General features: G+C 42.9%; 16 protein-coding genes. 9 read left to right on the forward strand and 7 right to left on the reverse strand.

Going from position 1 to position 23,740, the window contains the following annotated elements:
* Positions 1-457: 457 nt before the first annotated feature.
* The 3 genes from G602_RS0106825 to G602_RS0106835 all read left to right on the forward strand — a co-directional run bounded on the left by G602_RS0106825 (position 458) and on the right by G602_RS0106835 (position 3,113).
* Entirely contained in the window at positions 458-1,474 is a 1,017-nt protein-coding gene (locus G602_RS0106825) for a transporter substrate-binding domain-containing protein (protein WP_026658324.1), read from the forward strand.
* Between the two features lie 154 nt (positions 1,475-1,628).
* The gene (locus G602_RS0106830; protein ID WP_155829713.1) at positions 1,629-2,285 is read left to right on the forward strand and encodes an amino acid ABC transporter permease; all 657 of its coding nucleotides are present in this window, start codon (positions 1,629-1,631) and stop codon (positions 2,283-2,285) included.
* A 78-nt stretch (positions 2,286-2,363) separates the two neighbouring features.
* On the forward strand, positions 2,364-3,113 hold the full coding sequence (locus G602_RS0106835; RefSeq protein ID WP_026658327.1) for an amino acid ABC transporter ATP-binding protein: 750 nt from the start codon (positions 2,364-2,366) through the stop codon (positions 3,111-3,113).
* A gap of 339 nt (positions 3,114-3,452) precedes the next feature.
* On the opposite strand, the gene G602_RS0106840 is transcribed toward G602_RS0106835, so the two are convergent.
* The 4 genes from G602_RS0106840 to G602_RS25590 all read right to left on the reverse strand — a co-directional run bounded on the left by G602_RS0106840 (position 3,453) and on the right by G602_RS25590 (position 12,672).
* The gene (locus tag G602_RS0106840; RefSeq protein ID WP_026658328.1) at positions 3,453-4,631 is read right to left on the reverse strand and encodes a PAS domain-containing sensor histidine kinase; all 1,179 of its coding nucleotides are present in this window, start codon (positions 4,629-4,631) and stop codon (positions 3,453-3,455) included.
* 70 nt (positions 4,632-4,701) lie between these two features.
* On the reverse strand, positions 4,702-6,750 hold the full coding sequence (locus tag G602_RS25580; RefSeq protein WP_049945098.1) for a TaqI-like C-terminal specificity domain-containing protein: 2,049 nt from the start codon (positions 6,748-6,750) through the stop codon (positions 4,702-4,704).
* A gap of 21 nt (positions 6,751-6,771) precedes the next feature.
* Positions 6,772-9,525: a YfhO family protein gene (locus G602_RS0106850; RefSeq protein WP_026658329.1), complete on the reverse strand. Its 2,754-nt coding sequence runs from the start codon at positions 9,523-9,525 to the stop codon at positions 6,772-6,774.
* A 270-nt stretch (positions 9,526-9,795) separates the two neighbouring features.
* Positions 9,796-12,672, reverse strand: a complete 2,877-nt coding sequence (locus tag G602_RS25590) for a transglycosylase domain-containing protein (protein ID WP_081675871.1) — start codon at positions 12,670-12,672, stop codon at positions 9,796-9,798.
* 255 nt (positions 12,673-12,927) lie between these two features.
* Here G602_RS25590 and G602_RS0106860 point away from each other — a divergent pair, with 255 nt between their 5' ends.
* From G602_RS0106860 to G602_RS0106870, 3 genes are all read left to right on the forward strand, one after another.
* On the forward strand, positions 12,928-13,560 hold the full coding sequence (locus tag G602_RS0106860) for a YigZ family protein (protein WP_044931316.1): 633 nt from the start codon (positions 12,928-12,930) through the stop codon (positions 13,558-13,560).
* A 26-nt stretch (positions 13,561-13,586) separates the two neighbouring features.
* Positions 13,587-14,822, forward strand: a complete 1,236-nt coding sequence (locus G602_RS25595; RefSeq protein WP_049945099.1) for a putative glycoside hydrolase — start codon at positions 13,587-13,589, stop codon at positions 14,820-14,822.
* A 78-nt stretch (positions 14,823-14,900) separates the two neighbouring features.
* On the forward strand, positions 14,901-15,767 hold the full coding sequence (locus tag G602_RS0106870; protein ID WP_026658331.1) for an AraC family transcriptional regulator: 867 nt from the start codon (positions 14,901-14,903) through the stop codon (positions 15,765-15,767).
* A 25-nt stretch (positions 15,768-15,792) separates the two neighbouring features.
* Here the strand turns inward: G602_RS0106870 and G602_RS0106875 are convergent, their stop codons facing one another.
* Positions 15,793-17,625 (reverse strand): carboxylesterase/lipase family protein, encoded by a 1,833-nt coding sequence (locus tag G602_RS0106875; RefSeq protein WP_026658332.1) that lies wholly within the window; start codon positions 17,623-17,625, stop codon positions 15,793-15,795.
* A gap of 68 nt (positions 17,626-17,693) precedes the next feature.
* Entirely contained in the window at positions 17,694-18,176 is a 483-nt protein-coding gene (locus G602_RS25600) for a hypothetical protein (RefSeq protein WP_049945100.1), read from the reverse strand.
* A gap of 369 nt (positions 18,177-18,545) precedes the next feature.
* Between G602_RS25600 and typA the strand changes: the two genes are divergently transcribed.
* Positions 18,546-20,387, forward strand: coding sequence for a translational GTPase TypA (gene typA / locus G602_RS0106885; RefSeq protein ID WP_026658334.1), 1,842 nt, complete (start codon positions 18,546-18,548; stop codon positions 20,385-20,387).
* Between the two features lie 871 nt (positions 20,388-21,258).
* Positions 21,259-21,996, forward strand: coding sequence for a DNA/RNA nuclease SfsA (locus G602_RS0106890; RefSeq protein WP_026658335.1), 738 nt, complete (start codon positions 21,259-21,261; stop codon positions 21,994-21,996).
* A gap of 20 nt (positions 21,997-22,016) precedes the next feature.
* Here G602_RS0106890 and G602_RS0106895 read toward each other — a convergent pair whose 3' ends face one another.
* The gene (locus tag G602_RS0106895) at positions 22,017-22,562 is read right to left on the reverse strand and encodes a TIGR01440 family protein (RefSeq protein WP_026658336.1); all 546 of its coding nucleotides are present in this window, start codon (positions 22,560-22,562) and stop codon (positions 22,017-22,019) included.
* Positions 22,563-22,778: 216 nt separating this feature from the next.
* Here G602_RS0106895 and G602_RS0106900 point away from each other — a divergent pair, with 216 nt between their 5' ends.
* The gene (locus tag G602_RS0106900) at positions 22,779-23,735 is read left to right on the forward strand and encodes a hypothetical protein (RefSeq protein ID WP_026658337.1); all 957 of its coding nucleotides are present in this window, start codon (positions 22,779-22,781) and stop codon (positions 23,733-23,735) included.
* The last annotated feature ends 5 nt before the right edge of the window (positions 23,736-23,740 follow it).

Genomic DNA, 23,740 nt, shown 5'->3' on the forward strand with positions numbered 1-23,740 from the left:
TTTTGCTATATTTTCAACCCCATAATCTAATATTTCTATTGCGGGTGTACTAAAATTTATAGTTTTCATACATAAGACGAATATAGTAGATATTGGATGAACGAAAAAAATAATAATTCATCCGATATGTTAATTTATCTATATGAGAATGAAAAAAGTATTCAAATAGTCAGTTACTAAATTAGTATAGTTCACCCGGATTTTTAAGCATGATGTATAGGGATGAATTGAAGATATAAATGGTTCACCCATAAGTAATCTAACTGAAAATAAGAATGAACTGCTCTAAAAATTTTTCACCCCCATCTGGGAAATACATATTTTTGGGTACTTTCTCATCATAACATAAATATCCTACATTATAATAATGTTTGCATAAAACAATTTAGTATGGTAGAGTGTTAAAGGGTGAAGATACTAATTTGTTATCAGACGTTTACATAAGGAGGAAAATATTATGAAAAGAAAGCTTATAGCAGCAATGCTTACTGCAACAATGGCAATCGGAATGACTGCTTGCGGAGGAAACGGTGGTGCACAGAACAGTGCAGAGAATGCAGCAAGTGAGGCAGCAGAAGATAATGCAGAAGAAGCAGAAAGTACAGCTGCTTCAGAGGATACTGCAGAGGCAGCAGATGACGGTGCAGAGGCAAGTGATGCAGCAGATGACGGTGCAGAAGCAGGTGATGCAGCAGATGACGGTGCAGAGGCAAGTGATGCAGCAGGCGACAGTGCAGAAGCAGGTGATGCTGCAGAGAGTACCGGTGATTCAGATGTTGAATATATCAAGGGAAAGGGTAAGCTGATCATTGGTATTACAGATTTTGCCCCCATGGATTACAAGGATGACAATGGTGACTGGATCGGCTTTGATGCAGACCTTGCAAAGAAGGTTGCCGAGTCACTTGGAGTTGAAGCAGAGTTTGTAGAGATTGACTGGGATAACAAGATTCTTGAGCTTAAGAATAAGTCAATTGATGTGGTTTGGAATGGAATGACTCTTACAAATGAAGTTACAAGTTCTATGGAGTGCACAAAGCCTTATCTTAACAATGCACAGGTAGTTGTTGTTCCGGCAGACCAGGCAGACTCAGTTAAAACTGTTGAAGATGCTGCAGCGCTCAGCTATGCGGTTGAGGCAGGATCTGCAGGTGAGCAGGCAGCTACAGATAATGGCTTTGATTTCATTTCTGTAACATCTCAGGCAGATGCAGTTATGGAAGTTCAGGCAGGTACTTCAGGTGCTTGCATCATCGATCTTCTGATGGCAGGAGCAATGATCGGAGAGGGAACAAGCTATCCGGATCTTACACACACTGTTGAACTCACAACTGAGGAGTACGGAATCGGATGCCGCCAGGACTCTGACCTTGCAGCTTATATTGAGGATCAGCTTAAGGCTATGTACGCAGATGGCAGCATGCTTGAGATCGCAAAGACTTACGGCGTACAGGATGCTGTGATCGAGCAGTAATTCAGATTAAAAAAAGGAACTATGCCATATAAAGATTCCCTCATGGGGATGCATATTCCCTGTGGGGGTATATTGTTCTTCGTCAAACTAAGATGGTTTTGACGATACATACGTATGAGGGAATTATATAGTATATGGCATTATGGGTATATATATGTTTGTAACAGTAACATTGTCCCTTCTTGAAGGGTTTTTAGGAACATTAAAATTATTTATACTGACACTTGTTTTTTCATTGCCGCTGGGACTGATTATCAGCTTCGGATCAATGAACAAGGCGCCGGTAATAAAGCTTCCCATTAGATTTATTATATGGGTGGTTCGCGGAACACCGCTTATGCTTCAGCTTTTAATCATATATTACGGCCCCGGAATTTTTCTGGGGCTTAATGTATGGGGCTCAGGTGGAAACGGAAGATTTATGGCAGCGCTGGTGGCTTTTGTCTTTAACTATGCCTGTTATTTTTCGGAAATATTCAGAGGTGGAATTCAATCAATTCCGGTTGGACAGTATGAGGCCGGAAAAGTGCTTGGCATGACCAAGAGCCAGATTTTCAGAAAAATTATTCTGCTTCAGGTTATTAAACGTATCGTCCCGCCCATATCGAATGAGGTTATCACCCTTGTAAAGGACACTTCCCTTGCGAGGGTTATTGCGGTCTATGAGATTATTTGGAATGGCCAGGCCTTTATCAAAAGTAGCGGAATTATCTGGCCGTTGTTCTATACAGGAGCATTTTATCTGCTGTTTAGCGGACTTTTGACCCTGCTCTTTGGACACATTGAAAAGAAATTAAGTTACTTTAGATAATATTCTCCTGCAGAGTACTTTAAGAGATGGCTTAGAGCTTAGTGCAGGTCTGGAGAATAAATTTGTAGAGGAAGATATATGCCGATACTTGAGGTTAATAATATAAAAAAGACATTTGAAAGCAATAAGATTCTGAAGGGAATCAGCTTCAGCATGGAAAAGGGGCAGGTTATATCCATAATAGGATCATCCGGAAGTGGAAAAACAACCCTGCTTCGATGCCTTAATTTCCTGGAGAGACCTGATGAGGGAACGATTGCAGTGCATGGAGAGACAATTTTCGATGCGACGCTTCCAGAGGATAACGCTGAGACTCTTCGTGAAAAGAGGCTGCATTTTGGAATGGTTTTCCAGCAGTTTAATCTGTTTCCGCAGTATACAGCTCTTGAAAATGTAGCACTTGCACCCAAGCTCCTTGCATCTACGGAGAGCAATGATGAAATTGAACAGCGCGCGCTTGTTCTTTTGGAGCAGATGGGACTTGGAAATAGAATTGATAAATATCCGCATCAGCTTTCCGGTGGACAGCAGCAGAGAGTTGCTATAGCAAGAGCACTTGCATTAAAACCGGATATCCTTTGTTTTGATGAGCCGACTTCAGCGCTTGATCCTGAGCTTACAGGAGAGGTTTTACGCGTAATAAGAGAGCTTGCAGACAAGCACACAACAATGATTATTGTTACGCATGAGATGGCATTTGCAAGGGATGTTGCAGATGAGGTTCTTTTCATGGATAATGGAATTGTACTGGAAAAAGGTCCTGCAGAGCAGGTTATAAATAACCCGAGAGAGGAGAGAACCAGAAAATTCCTCTCAAGTCTAAACTAGTGTAGCTGTTTTTATATTTCTCGACTATATTATTTAGATAAAATCTGTAATTTACAAGGCGGAAGAAGGAGGCGATGGGGCTCCATCGGCGACTGATGACAACGCAGTAAATTCGGATTTTAGCAAATATATAGTCGAGTTAATATGAAACAGCTACACTAGTGCCGCTGTCATCCAGACACTACGCTATGGAACGGGATAGATAATAAATAGAAGATACCATAAAGTAAGCCCGCCTATAAATATATATGTGATTTCAAGCGATTATAGCTCTGCTAACGAGTGCGAAATCACATATGTATATATAGACGGGCTTATTATTGGATTTATGGTAAATCTTTACACATCAAGTTGTACTGCATCAAGGTTAATGGTTGCGGTGAAGGTACTGCCGAGACCTTCTTCGCTTTCAGCTGTGATATCACCCTTCATGAGGCAGGCAAGACGCTTGGCAACAGACAGTCCCAGACCGGTCCCGGTACCGTACTTGCTGGGATTTCTTTTTTCCTGAGCAAAGGTCCTGAAAAGGCTTGGCATGAAGGAACTACTGATTCCGCAGCCCTCATCCTTGACTACGAAGGTGATGTGATAGTGATTACCTGCTTTTTTTGAAGTAATTGTTAATTCAATGGTATCGCCCCGTTCACTGAATTTTACAGCGTTGGAGGTGAGATTTATTACCATCTGCTGTGTTCTTCCAAGGTCGCAGATCACTTGAGGATTAGCTCTGTAATTTCTGTTTACAATGACCTCTATGTTCTTTTCCTGGGCAAAAGCACGTGTAATATTTTCAACACCGTCCACGATATCATCAAGAGATGTCTTCATGGGGTCAAGGCTTAAGTTACCGCCGTCGATTTTGTCTATATCAAGGATGTCACTCATAAGCCTTGAGAGATAATGACTTGAGGTATATATCTTTCTCATGTCATTTCTTAAGACATTTATGTCTTCCTGGTTCATCCCCAGATATGAGAGCGCAGAAATTGCATTCATGGGGTTTCTGATTTCATTGCTCATGCGGGATAAAAACTCAGACATGCGTCTGTTGGCACGCTTTTCGTTTTCGAGAAGCTGATCGTTTAATTTATTAAGCCGCTCTATTTTTGCAATGCGTTCCTGTTCCTCCGTGACATCCATGAAGGAACCAACGAAACCAATTATAATGCCATCATCGTAAATGGGAGTTTTGGTTGCGATGATCTCGCGAACCTGACCTCTAATAATGCATTGTCCGTGAACGTTGTGAGTACTCTCACCGCGAAGAACCCTGAGCTCATCCTCCATGAAAGGTCTCGGATCCGGATGCCAGTTCATGTCCTCGTCTGTCTTTCCAATTACTTCATCTGCTGTATCAAAGCCGAAAAAATCCAGAAATGCCTGATTTACACCAACGAATCTTCGCTCAGTGTCCTTCCAGAAAATGCAGTCCTGAGTAGTATTTATAATCTTATCAAACAGCTGGTCAGCATGTTCGTTAAGGGAAATTTTCTTTAGTTTTTCGTTTTTATCACCCATGATTACCTCTTAAAAAAGTACATACTATTCCCCAAATGTATATATAGTATATCACGAAATTTCGTAAATGCTAGAGTGAAAGCATTAAGTTTTCATTATTAATTGTCTGGTCTATGAGAGCGATATTTTCAGGAGTAAGACAGAAGAGTTCAAAGCATATTTTATCTATCTTATTGTATAGGCTTATGAGCTCCTGTCTGCGTTGTTTTGTATCTGAAAAAATATTGTCATCGTTTCTTGAAAGAGTAATAATCTGGTTGGCTAACGCTTCTATTTTACTTTGGGTTTCCTTGTTTGCATATGGAATCGGAAGCCTTTCAAGATGTGAACGAAGTACCTTTACAGATCGGAATTTTTTTCTGAAATAGTACTCTGAAACACTTGAATTCAGTATCGCCATAATATACTTAATACTAAGATTTTCTATGTTCGGAATTACGATATTACAGCTGTTAAGTGAGAGGGTCTGTTTATCATCATATGCAAAAACAAGGTGGCCTCCGATGAATCTGTAAAGGAGTTTTTCGGGTGCCCTATACATGGGAACAGGTGCGACCTGCTGGCATTTTTCGGGAACAAAGGAGATGTAACACTTAGGTTCCCTGAAGGTGTATCTGAAGATATCAGTCCCTTTTAAGATAATCTCGTTCTTAGGACTCTTCCGTGATTTAAGCATATCCTTATTGGCTCCTGTAACTATGCCAAGAGCAAAATCAGCATTGCCTTCGAGATAGCGGACATCAGGAAGATTAGCGAGTTTTTCAAGGAGTTCATATTCATTGTCGGGCATAAGGAAATCAAATCCGGTGTCCGATATATTTCTCTCTGTCGTTATCTTATAGGATGCATCCTTGTCATATATGATGGGCTGCCTGGACAAAAATCCGGAGTCTGGATCGGTTCTCTCAGTCTGAAAAATGATGGAAGGGCACTGAACATGGTCGAAGACATCACCAAGATACTCTAGGTGTGTGAGTGCTGATTCCTCCATGAGGAGCTTCCTTGAAGCAGTGTGAGACTTTACAAGTAAGACCGATTCGGGAAGAACCAGTGATAACGCACCTCCGGTTTTCAAAAGACGCAGCCCCTGCTCTATGAAAAGGTCATAGGAGTCAAGGGATTTCTCGGCAGCAGTAATAAACTTACTGCAAAGGTACTGTTTTTCTTCTTCGTTGAAGGATGACCCCCAGGGTGGGTTTCCAAGTATGATGTCGAAGGTCATCTCAGAGGGATCACGATGCAGGAAGTCTGTTACCAAAATGTGCGCTTTCCAGAAACCTGCATCGGGAAGCTTGTATTTGAGGGCGAGATTAATCCTGGCAAGCTTAACGCTAAGCTCGTCTGTGTCGAATCCATAGATGTTATCTGCAGGGATTCCGGGAGGAAGGCAGAGCAGGAAATTACCTGAGCCGCATCCGGGATCGAGAATAAGCTTATCCTGGCCGTCAGTTAGTATGGAAGCTTCAAAGAGGTGTCCCAGAAGCCTTTGTACTATGCTGCCGGGAGTGTAATAAGCGCCTGTACTTTTTCTCGTCTGAAGGTGCCTTAGTGATATGTAAATAAGGCCAAGAGTGTCCTCTCCGGCGACGTAGGTGAGGCTGGATAAAGCTTTGGTGATTTCTGAAAAAAAGGCAGAATTATCCTGCGAATTCTCAAAACCTGAACTGAGATCATCTACAAGCTCCCGGTATTTACATATATCATCCTCTTCAACGCGGCTTTTAATAAGGCTGTTTGCACATTCGGTAAGAAGGCGGCAAATGAGATTATCGGTAGTAATTGAGGATATGGCAGTGTGTTTGGCATCAGAATCTGCTTGTGACTGAAGATTCGCCACGTCCATTACAAGTTTTTGGACGATAGGCAGATTAGGAGATGTGCCTGTAATGTAAGAGCTGTAAAGGAGATTACCTGATACATAGCTTTTATTACGTCTGCTCCTTAGAGATTTCAGCTTTCCGCTTTCGAGGTCTTCCTTAAGAGAGTGTACGTAATCATCAGAAAAGAAAAAGGAGCGGCCTTTCTTTCCTGTGGGCTTTAGTTTTCCGAGTTTTATCCAGTTTCTGCCTGTGGCAGGGGTTATGGATAATTCAGTACATAGCTCTGTAAGAGAGAACATGGTTGCTCCTTTCGATTAACATTACTTACTTACTCTTTTCTTAAGGAAGAAAAGAAGCACGAGTCCCAGAATGCTTAAGATGAATCCTGCAAATAGTCCGGGGGTGTGGTATACAAGCTTTATGTCGTGGTGACCTGCTGTGAGCTCAAGTGCGCTAAACATGGTATCGGCAGGGAGAAGCTCCTGCTTTTTACCGTCAACATATGCCTTCCAGCCCTTTGTATAAGGAATGGAGAGGAAAAGAATCTCGGAATCTGTGGTGTCGATAGTTCCTGTGATCTCATTAGTTGCAAATGAAATAGGATTCTTGTGCAGGTCTACGTTTTCCAGGGTGTGCTCTTTTAAAGCTGAGAGCTGTGCGTGCATGGTTGAAAGTGATCTGTTATAAACGCTAAGCTCATCAAATTTGTAGGTCCCCTTGTCGTTAAAGGTGATTCTGATTTCGGTTTTTCCGGCATCTGAATAACCGAGGTTCACTATATAATCATGCCAGCCTGAGTAGTACCAGGACCTCTCTGTTTTGTAGTCAATGTTCTTCTGAATTGTTGTTCCGTCAGCAAGAGTAGAGGTAATGGCGATCTGAGTTATATCGTTTTTGCATTTCACATTAAGATTCTTGAAATATAAAAGTGTCTCAGCGTTTGCAGCTCCATTGAAGGAAAGAATAACGGTAGAGCCTCCTTCCTTGGCTTTAAAGCCTTCGGAGACTTCTTTGATATCACCCTCAAAGGAAATGTCGTAGGGCACTTTCTCACTGGTGTAGACAGGCTCTGCCTCGGGATAACCTGCTGCCTTGTCATCGGAGAGAACCACGCCGTAGAGAAGTGCTTCCTCGCGCTCTATGGGAGTGAGGGCTTTAAAATCACTCTCTGAGATGGCCTGTCCATAGGTAAAACCAAGAGGCATAGCATCCGGATTTTCATAGATTCCGAAGTTGAACTTTTCATAAGATGGCGCGTAGCCGTAAGGTACGAAGGCCTGCTGGTCCGGTGTGTTGTAGCGAAGAGAGTAGTACCTTACTCCGGCGATAGCATTTAGAATTGCGCGGTCATCAAGGGCAAAATATGCAAAGCTCTGCTGGTCATTATTGGCCATGAGCTTAAAGTATTCGGATACATTTTTATCAGCAAGACTCCAGAAAAACTGTGTGGAGGAAATTCCGTCGAGCATTGCTGCGTTCCACACAAGGTCGCGGCCGGAGTAGCGGTAGAAGGAGCCGGTTACATCGAGGCCGTCTGCTGCGGCATTTTCCTCGACAACCTGAACCTCGGTGCTCTGGAGCTGTGCATACATCTCCTCCGGTGTGCAGGCATCCAGGTAATCCTTTACCATGTTGCCCTCTTCGGGAGAGTATGCGACGCGGCCATTTTTTACAATGAATCCAAGTGTCAGCATGAGGATGAGAGTACTAATCGCAACAGACAGATACTTCTCCGGAGTAGTATTTTTGACGCTTAAACGCTGTGTAATAATTATGCCCAGGTAATCAGCAAATTCTGCTGTTATAAAGCCTGCAAAGAGTGCACAGGCAAAGGCCCATCTGTTAACCGCATAGGAGAAGGCGGCAAATATGTATCCGCAGAAGGGAAAACACAGGAAGGCCGTCAGCAGAATCGCAAAGACAAGCTCCTGGTAAAGAATAATACGGTTCTCGTATTCGGGTGTTTTTTTCCATGCTATAAATACGCTGGTAGGCCCGTCGGAGGTCTCTGTATTCTTCAGGAGTTCTTTTTTCTGCTTAATAAGTTGAAGCCTCGTGGTTATGAGATTGTAGATGCTTCTTATAACAACAACTATGAGAGCAGCTACAAACACAGGTGTAAAGCCAAGCTGAGTGTCGCTCTGACCGTGATATACGAAGGTGTGAACATTCTTTATAAGCTCTGTGTAGTAATCGGCGGGATACAGGAAGGGTATCTGTATACCTGAATCCGAGCGCGGGTTGTTGGGAAATGCAAGGAGCACGGGGAGCAGGATGAACATGCTCATAAGCGTTCCTGTGATTCCTGATAAAAAGAAGGTGCCGATAGCTTTTGCCATTCGTTTTTCATGGGTTCCCAAATATGTAAAGAGGAGCCTTACCACAACATAGATTATGGTGAGAAGCACGATTATGTAGAAGAAATAGAAGTTGTTGGTTGCTGCAAGGAAAATTGAAACCGCAAAGAAGATGGGCTTCTTTTCCTTAATAATCTTCTCTGCTCCAAGGAGTACCAGTGGAAGATATATCAGAGGGTTTGCAAAGAAGGGGTGCCACAGTCCAAGGTACATGAAATAGGAGCCGAAGCTGTAGGTGAACATTCCGGCAAGAAGGGCTGTGGGTGTCATATCTTTTCTCATATATTTTGCATAAAAAGAGAATGTTATACCGGCAAGATATGCACGAAGTATCATTACAACCTGAAAATAGATATGGATGTATTCTGTTTTTACAAAGGCTGAAAAAAGATTGAGAATATCGCCAAGTGCGTAGTACTGCAAAGTGGGGTACATATCACTTCCGTAGCCTATGCCAAAAGCAAAGGTCTGCAGGGAAAGGCTGTGATCGTGAATTATATGGTAAAAGACACCGCGAAGCCATTTTGAGTAGTAGGCAGCGGCCTTAAGATGCTGTCTCCAGGTATCACCTTCACAAATCAGCGTCTTGCCGTTTTTTAGGAAATAGCCGTAAACAAGATATGACATGATGGCAAACAGGACGGTATAGACAATGTAGAATGATGCGATGCCCGCCGCTGAACCAGTGGATTTACTGTTTTTGGAATTGATATTCATTTGTATATGTCCTTTAAGTAGATTATTAGCTATTTTTATTGAGAAAATAAGTAAATAAAAATCGCCCCGGACTAGTGTCCAAGGCGATTATATCATATAATTCAGAACCAGGCAGAAATTAAAAAAGATACAGATATTGAACTTGTTCAAATGTCTGTATCTTTTTTTATTTCTATCTGGCGAGAAGCCAGAACGAGGAAATATTTATATTTCCGAGTGCATGGTTCTGAATTTAAAGTGCATGGTTCTGAATCATGGGAAGGGAAGAAATTACTCGTTATCCTCATCCTCCTCGTCGTCTTCTTCCTCCTCATCATCCGCTGTAGGAGTTGCTTCAGGCTGAGGTGTTTCTGCAGGTGGTGTCTCTGCAGCAGGAGCAGCCTGTTCTGCTGCCGGCTGTTCTGCAGCGGGTTGCTGCTCTGCGGGCTGCTGTTCTGCAGCCGGCTGTTCTGCAGGGGCTGCATTAGCATCAGCTGCCGGAGCAGCAGGAGTGTTAGCTCCATTACTGTACTGAGTATTAACGATACCCTGTTGTATCAGTGCTGTCTCCTGAGCCAGAATCTCCTGGATATTGGGCTGGGCCATAAATTCAGGTGTGTGATGGCAGGTGGTTGTAGGTGTGACTACTGTATTACCGTTTTCATCAACCGTGGAAGTAAATCCGTGTGAAGATCCTCCGCTTGAAGGCGACTGTGCCTGCAATGCAGCAGGTTCTGCGGGAATAAGCTCAAATACACCGGTTATCTTGAATGGACACTGCTCAGAAGCAGGGAACTGATCAGACTGGCAGATGGTTCCTGCATAATGAACGTTACAGCTCTCTGTTGGAACGGTTCCTTCTTCAAAATACTCGGACATATGAGTGCCGTCACAAAGTCCGCCAATTGGCTGTCTTCCTGATCTTGAACATACTGATGCGGTTATTACCGAAGAGGGCTGTTCAAATGTGGTTGACGGCAGATCCTCATGAATTTTGGACATTACCTCTCGCCACAGAGTCTTTGCAAGGTGCTGTTCTGCTTTGGTTGTAAGGTTTACGTTGTTGTCGTAGCCTGCCCAGGTTGTTGCGGTGTAGTAGGTTGTGTAGCCTGCAAACCATACGTCGTTGTCATCGGAAGTTGTTCCTGTCTTACCTGCGATAGCTGTTGTTCCGAAGTTAACGGCAGTACCTGTTCCGCTTGTTACTACGTCCTCCATCGCGCTTGTGAGTAGGTAAGCTGTGGATTCCTTAAGAATTCTTGTGGAATCTACATTGGTGTTATCAAGGATTGTATTACCCTCATGATCCACAACCTTGGTATAAAGCTTGGGCTTAATGTAAACACCGCCGTTGGCGATTGTTGCATAGGCTGCGTTGAGCTCCATGTTGGTAACACCATGTGTCAGACCGCCGAGAGCAGTGGGCAGCTGATTATCTGTGTAAATCTTGCCGTTTATCTCTTCGTTGTCAGCAAGAGTTGTGAAGCCGAAGTTTTTCAGGTAGTCAAATCCAAGCTGAGGGGTGATGAGCGTCAATGTCTTAACGGCAATGACATTCATGGAATCCTTGATTGCAGTTCGTATAGTTGTAAGTCCTCTGTAGGATTCTCCATACCAGTTGTTGACGGGGCGTCCGTCAGGATAGTTGAACGGTGCGTCGTTGAATACTGTTGCAAGTGTAAGTCCGCCACTGTCAAGGGCAGGAGCGTAGGTTGAAAGCACCTTAAAGGTTGAACCGGGCTGACGAACGGTATCGGTTGCACGGTTTAGCGTTCTTGATGCGACCTTATTTCCTCTGCCACCGACCATTGCCACCACGTAGCCCTGCTTGTGATCCTCAATGGTAAGCGATACCTGAGGCTGAGGTGTGAGGTTTATGGATTCGCCATCAACAGTGTTGTTGCCGACAACAGCAGCCTTGTATTCATCGATTGCTGCCTGAGCCGCTTCCTGAGAGTCGAAGAGCATATTGAAGCCCTTTGTCTCCTGCTGGAAATAACTCCTCATCATCTCTGAGCTATAGTTGTTTTTATTGCCATCGCCATCCACGGTGGTAAGAGCATATTCGAGAAGGTACTTGGTGCCTTCAGGATAATTGGCCTCATCCATGAAAACAGAATCCGCAATTGACTGAATCTTAGGATCCTGAGTTGAGTAGATTTTAAGACCACCGCTGTACAGAAGAGTGTAAGCCTGAGTTTCGTTGTAGCCTGCATCAATGAGGTCATCTATAAGCTGGTTTGTGAGGGCGTCAACGAAGTAGGAGTTGATGCTGTCATCGGATGTCTCTTCATCAACCACCTGAATTCTTGCGTATACGTCATCATTAGTAGCTTCATCGTACTCAATCTGTGTGATGTAACCCTGCTCAAGCATGTTCTTCAGAACCTTTGCCCGACGCTCGGCATTTTTATCAGGGTGTGTGATGGGGTTGAATCTGCTGGGGTTCTGTGTAATACCTGCGATAACCGCACACTCTGAAAGTGTCAGGTCGGATACGGGCTTATTAAAATAACGAAGAGATGCTGCCTGTACACCAAGGGTGTTACTTCCGAGGTTGATAGTATTCAGGTAATTGAGAAGGATTTCGTCCTTGCTCATTGTTTTTTCCAGCTGAATCGCAAGGTATTGTTCCTGAATCTTTCTCTTTATCTTGGCGATGTCAGAGTTTTCACTGGTCCAGCTTGTAAATACGTTGTTTTTCAGAAGCTGCTGGGTTATGGTACTGGCACCCTGAGAGAGGTCTCTGCTGGTTATTCCTACGTATGCAGCTCTGAAAATACCCTGAATATCAATTCCCTTGTGCTGATAGAAACGTTCATCCTCGATTGCCACAAATGCATGGGCAAGGTTCTCGGGAATCATGTCCCAGGTTACAGGAATACGGTTGGAATCAGTTGATACAAGCTTGGCTGTCTGATTGCCTTCCGTGTCATACACAAAGGTTGAATATCCGGTAGGAGTTACACTTATATTTCCTATTTCGGGAGCAGTGTCAATTATGCCTCTAAAGACACCGATACCTGCGCACACACCAATAACTGCAAAGCCAATGCACGCTATAAGTATGAGCTCAAAGGATATGAGGGAAATTTTCTTTCCCCATTTTGTGGTACTTGAGACTAATTTGTGTTGCTGATCTCGTATACCTTTTCTGCCAAAATTCATATTTTCCTCCGATTGATGTGATATGATACTAGGGTATCAAATTCATATAACAATAAGTAGGTATTCTATTTTCAAACTACTATTATAACAAATTAGGAAAATAAAAGGTAGTCTATCTAAAGCCTTCCCCTTGGGGGCGCACATCGTCCGGGGGACGATGGCTTTGCGCGGACCGAAGCAGAGCGTAGACAGGTGTCAGCGAAGCTGACGGATGAGGGGTAGGACAGTAAAAAAAGGTGGAGCAAATATATTTTTATGGGAAAAACAGACAATTATAAAGTTATTCTCAAGCCAGGGTGCGACGAGATTGTTGAAAAAAAATCAAGATTTATAGCAAATGTTTTACCTGTACAGAGTGTGCAGGAAGCAGAAGAGCAGATAGCAGCTTTTCAGAAAAAATTCTGGGATGCAAGACATAACTGCTATGCATTTGTAATAGGCTCTGACTTCGGGACCACAAGGTGCAGCGATAACGGCGAGCCTTCAGGCACGGCGGGGAAACCAATCCTTGAAGTGATTAAGGGGGCCGGTGTCACAAATGTACTTATTATAGTAACAAGATATTTTGGCGGAGTACTTCTTGGTACGGGCGGCCTTGTACGTGCCTATACTCAGGCTGCCCAGGCCGGACTTGCGGCTTCGGAGATAGGTGAAATGGTCTATGGGAAGAGGTATCATATGACGGCAGACTATACACTTATAAACGGAATACAGTATTATTTGCGTCAGGAGAACATTCCGCTTGAGAACGAAATTTACACAGATAAGGTCGAGTACGACATAACTGTCCGAATGGAGGATTCCGGGAGGATTGTGGAAGGGCTTACCCAGAAAACTGAGGGCAGGCTCGTGATGGAGGAGATAGAGGAAGGATACTTTGCCTTCTGAAAAAGCTTGGAAAGAGGAAATATATTATGAAGAAATTTAATCATTTCATGGGGGCTATGGCAGCAGGACTGGCTGCCTGTCTGATATTTACTGACACCATGGATACACGTGCGGAAGGGAAAACAGAGCTGCTTCCGGATAAGCCAAAACAAACGGGAACCACACTGGAAGATCCGGAGGAAACAAAGACTCCATCAGAAGATATAGAGCAGCCGAAGGTTACATCAGGAGATATAGAGTTGTCGGAGGTCACCTCAGGAAATGCCGGCCCTTCGGATGATGACATTCACGGAATATACGTAAGCGCCCATGTTGCAGGCACCAAAAGTATGATGGACGAAATCATAGAGCATATAGATGAAACCAACATAAACGCTGTGGTAATAGATGTAAAAACTGACGAAGGCACTATAGCTTTCGATATGGATTCGGAGCTTATAGACGGGCTTGGAGTTGAGGATATTCTTGTAAAGGACATGCCGGGACTCATGGATACACTTCATGAGCACGGAGTATATACAATTGCAAGGTGTGTTGCCTTCAGAGATCCTTTTATAGATGAGGTGAAGCCTGAATGGATGCTGAAAAATGCAGATGGCAGCATTTACGAGGATGCCAAGGGCTTTAACTGGATTAACCCGGGAGCACAGGAAGCCCGTGAGTACCTTGTCGAAGTTGCAAAGGGCTGCAGGACAGCAGGTTTTGATGAAGTTCAGTACGACTATGTCAGATTCCCCACAGGTATTAAGGAAGAAGACATAGGAATAAACGGCTACGGCAGACGCAGAGCGGTCTACGAGTTTGTAAAATATGCATATTTCAATCTGCAAAAAGAGGATATACCGCTGTCTCTTGATGTTTTCGGAACAATAATTGGCTCGACTGTGGACAGCAATATTGTCGGGCAGGATTATTCCTGGCTTTCCATGGACTGTGACTATTTATCACCTATGATTTACCCTTCGCATTATTATGAAGGCTCCTTTGGACTTACTAACCCTGACCTTTATCCCTATGAGACTATCGATGGTGCCATGAAGGATTCTGCCACTGCATTAAAAGTGGTTAACCCAAAGGGTACAAGGAAACAGGCCAAGGTTCGCCCCTGGCTTCAGGGCTTTACAGCTTCTTATCTTAGCAAGTACAGGACTTACGGCGCTGAAGAAGTGAAGGAACAGATAAGAGCGTTAAACGATAACGGGATTTATTCCTGGATCATCTGGAATCCTTCCTGCAAATATCAGTGGGAGGCTTTTAAATAAAGAACATCATTTTTTGTCATATGGATTTATAATTATGATAATTATTACTATTTTGTATAGCAGATAGGAAAACGGACGATGGATTACAGCAATTACGAAACCTATGATTTTGATCATGTAAGTGCTTTTAATATGGCTACTGGCTTCAAGGAGAGAAGCTACCAGATGCACTGGCACTCCTATGGAGAAATTCTCCTTGTTGGTCCGGGAAAAACGAATATTTATAAGGTAGGTAAGAATACCTATGAACTGATTCCTGACGACATTGTTCTCGTGTGGCCCATGGAGATGCATGCGATAGTCGATGCGGATAGGGAAAAGGCCCTTGTGATTCAGTTTTCAAATTCCTTCATGAATTCACTGTTTGACCTTAGAAGAATCATGCATCTGTACCGGAATCTTCATATTATCTGTGTTGCAGCTCATCCGGTTCTGGCAGGAAAATTAAAGACAATCATTCTCCAGATGCGTGATATTTTCTTTTCCGATTCTCAGGGGAAAGAGATAAGATGTTGTATGCTTTTGATGGAGTTCATGCTGACACTTTTTGAGCATAGAAATGAACTTGCTCCCGAGATTGATGATGAACCCTATGGATATACAGATGATGTGATGCAGCGCATGATGATGGTTACTGAGTATATCAAGAATAATCTTACTGCAGATGATTTGTCCCAGGGCACAATGGCCAAAATGGCGGGTATAAGCAGGGATTATTTTTCAAGAATATTTAAGAATGCAGCGGGTATGAATTACAGCAAATGGCTTAACATGATACGACTTGAGAAGGCGTCAGAGCTTCTTTCGGAAGAAGGAAGAACCCTGACAGAGGTTGCGATGCTGTCAGGGTTCCAGAGTATTCCCAGCTTTAACAGGGTCTTCCGTGAGGAAAAAGGGATGACTCCCAGGGATTACAGAGCACTTTTTGTAAGGCAGACCGACTAATGTTTTTTGTCTGTAACAGTACGAATTATTCATCCTGATATTTGTCGATTACCTTATTGAGCTCATGATAGGGATTCTCAATAAGTCCGATCTCGTCATTTAATTCCAGTAGCAGATCTTCTTCGCTGTTCCACTGCGGCCAGTAGGGAGCACCTCCCTTATTAGGGTCGCCTGTTTTGGCGAAGTTTGTCCAGTAGGTCTGCATTATCTCTGAGAGGGCTTCATCCTTTTTGTTGTACATACCGGGATGTCGCCAGAGGTTGCCGTAGGCGTAGACCATCTCTCCGGCGTGGTTGTTGCTCAGATATTTATTTGTTTTTGTGAAAAAATACTGATATACAGGGCGACCCTGCTGCTCCATATATCTGCTCCATACGTAGTGACTGTAGGAAAACCAGGCATCGCTGTAGACATAGGAAAGGCTTCCCTTGGCTTCGCCACCTGCATCAACGATGAAGGTCTTATCACGTTTGATGCTTTCGGGAGGCACTATGGCAGCGGCCTCTGAGGTGTAAGATCCAAGGATAGGCTCCAGCTCTTCCTTATAGTTTTCACTTGTGACTTTTCTGTCCAGTAAAAATGCATCAGCTTCCTTTAAATTCGAGCCGTTAAGAAGCGCTTTTTCATGATTTTTTCCTTTTTCATAGGTGAGATAGGGCTGCTCTGTTATGGCGTAGCCGTCTATACACATGCTGTCGTTGACGGACTTTGTGTTCACGAGCTTACGGGCATTGACTTTTCGAAGGTCAGATATGTTCTTTACTTTGAATTCATTCATTACAATCTGTCCTTCATCAAGCGCTTCCTGCATATCACGGAAGGTGTGATAGGGCTTTTTTGCTGCAATTCCACTGCTCTCGGCTATGGCTCTTACGAAAAGGCCTTCGGTAAGAGGTGATACGCATAGGGCATTTACTGATGAGGAGCCGGCTGATTCACCGGCAATAGTGATGTTGTCAGGATCTCCGCCAAAGGCGCCAATATTTTCATGAACCCATTTTAATGCCATAATCTGGTCCAAAAGGCCGTAATCTCCGGTTGTTCCGTTAGGAGATTCTGCAGCCAGAGCCTCGTTTGCCATATATCCGAAAACTCCAAGTCTATAGGCAAAATTGACGAGGATGACACCTTTTTTGGCAAAGCTTTCTCCGCGATATTCCGTGTAATATGAACGACCTGTAGTTAATGAACCGCCGTGAATAAAGAAGATTACAGGTAGAGGCTCCCCCTCATAATCCGCAGGTGCGAAGATATTGAGGTACAGACAATCCTCGCTCATGGCTTCCTTATATTGATCCTTTAGCGAAAAACGGTAGTCATGAGTTCCGATAATGCTTGCAAGAGAGGAATAAAGGGGAGAGGAGACCGGCTGCATTGCCATGGGTGCGAAGGTGTCGCATTTTTTAACCTCGTTCCAGTTTTCCGCAGGCTGAGGCTCCTTCCATCTCAAGGCATCAACAGGTGGCTTGGCATAAGGAATACCGGCATATATTGCTACCTGATGATCCTCAGTATAAACGCCTGTAAGGTCACCCTGCGCAACATGAACTACACCTGTGACCTCCGGATTTTTGTAATCCACCGCAGGAGTAAGCTCTTCCCGAGGGCCTGTCACCAGGTAATTAACTAAAAGAAGTGCTATGAAAAGAAGTGATCCTTTTACGAAATACTCCCTGTTCCAGTGTTCATTTTTTATAAGGAAAAAACGGAGACAAAAAAAGAGAACGGCAAGAAGTATGCCAATCCCCCAGCCTATTAGAATGTTTTTTGAAAGTTCCAGAAGAACCAGATATAAAACTGTTATTACAATGAGAGAAATGGTGAATGCTTTAGTGTGGTTAGTATTGTTTTTTTCCATGAATTAGCCCTCATTAGTGTATTCGCACAAAGTATTTGCCCTTTAAAAAGAAGACAAGAGGTGAATTATCACTTCTTGTCATCTTCAATGAAATGCATCTTGTTGTCGCCATTAGCTTTGGGATTCCCGATGGCAACGCCGATCTGTTCGGATCGTCTCTTATCACGCATGCACTGAGAGCAGATAGTACCAAAGCTCGTCGGCTTTCCGCATACCTGACAGTAATTACCCATGATTATCTGCTTCATAGAGGGATCGTCTTTGTACTGTATGCGTCCCTGCTTTATCCATTCCTTGACCTTGGATAGAGGGAGATTAAAGTGTTCAGCGACTTCATAATCCTTCACATCGTTGGCACGGATATAATCGCGGACTTCACAAAAAAGCTCCTGTTCAGCGCACCTTGGACACAAGTTGCCCTCAATATCTCTCAGGAGCCGTCTTCCGCAATTAATGCAGATTCTGGGCTTTGGACCCTCGTCCTTATGAAGTTTTAATTTATCGCCCTGAAGAGCTTCAAATCTTTTCAGGTTCTTCTCGTAATCATCCATAACCTTATTTTAAAACGTCTGCAATCAAATTGAAATATTATGGACGCAGTTTATATTTATTTAATTATCTTGATAACTTCTATATTATTGCATCAATCAGATTCGCATGCTATACTATGTGAGTTTTGAAATAAGTTAGATAAGTAATTTCCTTATTTAATGCTTTTTCAGATGATTAGCAAAGCATAATATAAAGCATTTAATGCTTTTTCAGATGATTAGCAAAGCATAATATAAAGCATTTAATGCTTTTTCAGATGATTAGCAAAGCATAATATAAAGCCTTCCCCCTGGGGGGAAGGTGGCAGCGTAGCTGCCGGATGAGGGGATTACTGTAACAAAGATATTTATTAATTACGGAGGAAAACCATGAAACAGACAAGAAACGATGTCAGAAACGTAGCAATCATAGCCCACGTCGATCACGGTAAAACAACACTGGTTGACGGACTGCTCAGACAGAGTGGTGTATTTCGTGAGGGCCAGGACGTCGTAGAGCGTGTTATGGACTCAGGCGATATCGAGCGTGAGCGTGGAATCACCATCATGTCCAAGAACACAGCCATCACCTATAAGGATATTAAGATCAATATTATCGATACACCAGGTCACGCAGACTTCGGTGGCGAGGTAGAGCGAGTTCTTAAGATGGTTAATGGCGTTATTCTTGTTGTTGACGCTTTCGAGGGTGCAATGCCCCAGACCAAGTTCGTTCTTGGAAAAGCAATGGAGCTTAAGCTTCCCGTAATCGTTTGTATTAACAAGATTGACAGACCTGAGGCTCGTCCAAACGAGGTTATTGATGAAGTTCTTGAGCTTCTTCTCGACCTTGGCGCAGATGACAAGCAGCTTGACTGTCCTTTCGTATTTGCTTCAGCCAAGGCAGGCGTTTCATCCATGTCACTTGATGAGCCCGGAAGCGATCTCAAGCCTCTTCTTGATACAATTATCAATTACATTCCCGCTCCTGTGGGTGATCCTGATGCAGGTACACAGATGCTTATCAGCACAATCGATTATAACGAGTATGTTGGCCGTATCGGTGTAGGAAAAATCGACAACGGATCAGTTAAGGTAAATCAGGAAGTTCTCGTTGTTAACCATCATGAGCCCAATAGATCTTTTAAGACAAAGATCAGTAAGCTTTATGAATTTGAGGGACTTGGCAAAAAGGAAGTTACAGAGGCTGGAATTGGCTCAATCGTGGCTATTTCAGGTATCGAAGATCTTAAGATCGGTGATACACTTTGCGCTACAGATGCTCCTAATGCAATTCCTTTCCAGAAGATTTCTGAGCCTACAATCTCAATGAACTTCATTGTTAATGATTCACCTCTTGCAGGTCAGGAAGGAAAATACGTAACATCACGTCATATCCGTGAGCGTCTCTACAAGGAACTTAACACAGATGTATCCTTAAGAGTTGAGGATACAGATACTACAGAGACCTTTAAGGTTTCAGGTCGTGGAGAGCTTCACCTTTCAGTACTCATCGAGACAATGCGTCGTGAAGGCTATGAGTTCGCAGTAAGTAAGGCTGAGGTTATCTACAAGACTGATGAAAACGGTAAGAAGTTAGAGCCTATGGAGAAGTGCTACATTGATGTTCCGGAGGAATTTTCAGGAAGTGTTATCCAGAAGCTTGGTGAGCGTAAGGGTGAGATGATCAACATGGGACTTGCAAACGGTGGCTATACACGCCTTGAGTTCCTTATCCCTTCAAGAGGACTTATCGGTTACAGAGGTGAGTTCATGACTGACACTAAGGGTAACGGTATCATGAACACAATCTTTGATGGCTATGCACCTTACAAGGGAGACATCTCCTATCGTAAGCAGGGTTCACTCATCGCATTCGAGACAGGTGAAGCAGTTACTTATGGTCTGTTCAATGCACAGGAGAGAGGTCAGCTCTTCATCAGCCCCGGCGATAAGGTTTATTCCGGAATGGTTATCGGTTCTTCAGGTAAGAGTGAGGACATTGAGGTTAATGTTTGTAAGACAAAGCACCTCACTAACACAAGAACATCATCATCTGATGAAGCGCTCAGACTTGTTCCTCCGAAAATCATGTCACTTGAGCAGAGCATCGACTTTATAGATACTGATGAGCTCCTTGAGGTAACACCTACAACTCTCAGAATCCGTAAGAAGATACTTGATCCCACACTCAGAAAGAGAGCAAGCTTCGCAGCTAAGAATAAGAAATAATTGTTTAAGGTCGCCCCTTTTATATAAAGGTGTTTAAAAATCCCCTTTGGAAGTGTGTATTCATTTCCAGCCTCGTTACGCTTCGCGTAGAATCGGCTGGGAACTGAACACCCACTTCATGGGGGATTTTTTTACTCTTTTGAATAGGGGCTACTTTTTTGCAACCTTCGCACAATTATTAAGGTACAAGGAGGAACGATGTAGAATCGGCTGGGAACTGAACACCCACTTCATGGGGGATTTTTTTACTCTTTTGAATAGGGGCTACTTTTTTTGCAACCTTCGCACAATTATTAAGGTACAAGGAGGAGCGATGTAGAATCGGCTGGGAACTGAACACACTTGTTAGGGATTAATAAGTTGTGCGGGAGTAGGGCAGAGGTTTGTGTACGTCAAGGCGCGAACAATTATTTATTTTGACTGATAAGGACGCTGTTTTGTTTGGAATAAAGAATATAATTTTAAGGGGCATACGTCACCATAGTCTATCGTCAGTATATAGACGTAAATTCTCATATGCTTGGATTGTGAGAGGAAAATAAGTTATGATATTTATATAAAATTTTAGCCCAATATTTGCTTATAAGGAAAACTGACGTAAGTGCAAATGAGGTAAACGAAATTACGTTTAAAAATGCAAAAAATAGTAAGTCAAAATCCATGAAAATGGGATTGTTGGTGTAAAGGGTAAAAATCAGTTAAGTCTATGATTAGATTTGTTCGCGAATAGACTGAAAATCGACCGGAATATATAACCCGCAGGCCAACCAAGAGTGACCGATATCAGATATATTCTCCACAAACAAAGAAAACATAATACAAATGTCACGCAACCATCGAAAAGGGCGATGTGCCAAAAAAGGAATCAACTATGAAATATTCAAACATACAAAAGGCAACCTTTATAAAGCGTCCGAACCGCTTCATAGCAGAGGTGGAGATAGAGGGGCAAAAAGAAATAGTACACGTAAAGAACACCGGAAGATGCAAGGAATTGCTGATACCCGGGGCAGAGGTGTGGCTTACTGCGCCCGGGACTCCTGACAGGAAGACAAAATATGATCTTGTTGCAGTGAGGAAAAGTAATGGGATTCTTTTTAACATAGATAGTCAGGCCCCTAATAAGGTGGTAAAGGAGTGGCTTGAGAAAAAGGATTATGATCTTATCAAGCCTGAGTATACTTATGGAGATTCCAGGATCGATTTCTATATGGAAAAAGCAGTAAGCAGAGAAAGATATCTAAAAGAAGATAGAATTCTGGCAGGGAAACAATCACTAGGTGAAAATAGCATTTCAGAGAAAGAGCGATTTCTCATGGAAGTCAAGGGGTGTACTCTTGAGGTGGATGGAATAGGATATTTTCCGGATGCTCCTACAGAGCGCGGTGTAAAGCATATATATGAGCTGATAAAGGCTAAGGAAGAAGGCTATAATGCGGCACTTGCTTTTGTGATTCAGATGGACGGTGTAAAGGAAGTGAGACCTAATATTGAGACTCATCCTGAGTTTGGAATCGCTTTTGAAGAGGCAAAAAAAGCAGGTGTAAAAATAATTTTCTACACCTGCCATGTAACATCGGATGAACTTGTAATAGTGGGGATGACCTGATGTTATGCCCTTAAAATCTATTATTCCAGAGATTCATCATAATGAGCGCGGATTCCGCCAATAAACTTGGGGCGAACTCTTGCTGCAACAATATGAGCCTGACCAATCTCGTGGTTATCAAGTCTTAACGGAACAGCAACCTTTTTCAGGTGCATGCCGATGAGAGTGTCACCAATATCCAGTCCTGCATCAGCTCTGATTTCTTCTACTGCAACCGGATGCTCAAAGGTTTTGTAAGCAGTGGTAGCGAAGGAACCGCCTGCCTTGGGCTGTGGAACAACGTTGACGATATCCTGGTTGGGGACAGCATCAGCTTCGATTATGATTGCCCTGTTTAAATGCTCGCAGCACTGAGCTGCAAGGAATATGCCATATTTTTGAGTTACGGAATATATTCCGGAAAAGACAGCTTCAGCTGCTTCCAGGTTGGAACCTGTGCCGATCGTGTCACCGCAAACTTCTGAAGTGGAGCAGCCTACTACAAGAATCTGTCCTTTTTTTAATTTTGATTTTTCTATTAATTCTTCTGCGACATTAGACGCCTGTCTGGTCAGTTCTTCGTACATTTTTATTATCTCCTGATTAGTGTTATTTTTGTTATGTGTCTGGTATATCTATAAAAATGATCGCCTGTGAATTATAATTATATTCCGAAAAGAACGATAATACTTATTATTGTAAGCAATGGGGATTTTGTCAAATATATGACTGGTCATGACTTCTTGTGTGTAAAAGGCAGAAATGCATGCAAGAACCTATATCAAACGAGAGGAGAAGAGAGTATGAAAAAAACAAATGTGCTAATTTTATTGGGGATGCTTGTGGCGCTTAGCGGATGCAGCAATAAGAGTGTGGTTGGAAATAATGAAGCCGCAACCAAATACGATGAAGAGGCAAAGAGCGTGCTCGAGGAAGTTATCGATGAGAATTTGTCTTCAGATGAAAATTTGTCTTCAGATGAAAATGTGTCTTCAGATGAAAATGTGTCTTCAGATGAAAATGTGTCTTCAGATGATAAGGCTTCAGATAAGGATAAGGCAGATACAGAAAATTCAGATGAAGGAAATTTGAATAAGGAGACCAAAGGGGTTTCTGGTGAAAATGAGAATAAAGATGCTGATGGCATGGTTGTCGATGATAATTACGCAATTTTCAAAAGCTATGTAAATGATGAAATAAAGGTGAATGATAAGACTTTTACAGAAAGATTTTCATATGTAAAAGAGGACTTCGATCAGGATCCCGCTGTTTATACCTATGATGTAGATGAAGATGGTGAAGATGAGCTTCTTGTCAACACATTTTATTATGGCTTTGACATATTTGATGTGAGAGATGGAGAGTTGTATCTGCTTGCATGGGGAGATGGAACGGCAGCTGTGTGCAATGTCTATGCGGGAGACGGACATACCTATGTGGGACACAGCGATTTTACTCATGCAGGAAGACAATACCTTACTCTTGAACGCTATGACGGTACAGGGCAGGTTGTAGAGACACTGGAGATAAATGCTGAGTACTGGGATGAGGAGGATGACACTTACAAGGAAGATAGTGATTTTTCCTATAATGGGCAAAAGATTACCATGCAGGAATATGAGGACTATATGAATACATACTCTGCAGTTATAGATGAACTTAAAGCATTTGATGCTGATAACATAAGCGGAGAAGCTATGTCCGATATAGATTATGTTGATAAAGACACAATGCTGAAAATGCTTAGTTCTTTTTGTTAAACTTG

Source organism: Butyrivibrio sp. AC2005 (assembly GCF_000424145.1).
Lineage (GTDB): Bacteria > Bacillota > Clostridia > Lachnospirales > Lachnospiraceae > Butyrivibrio.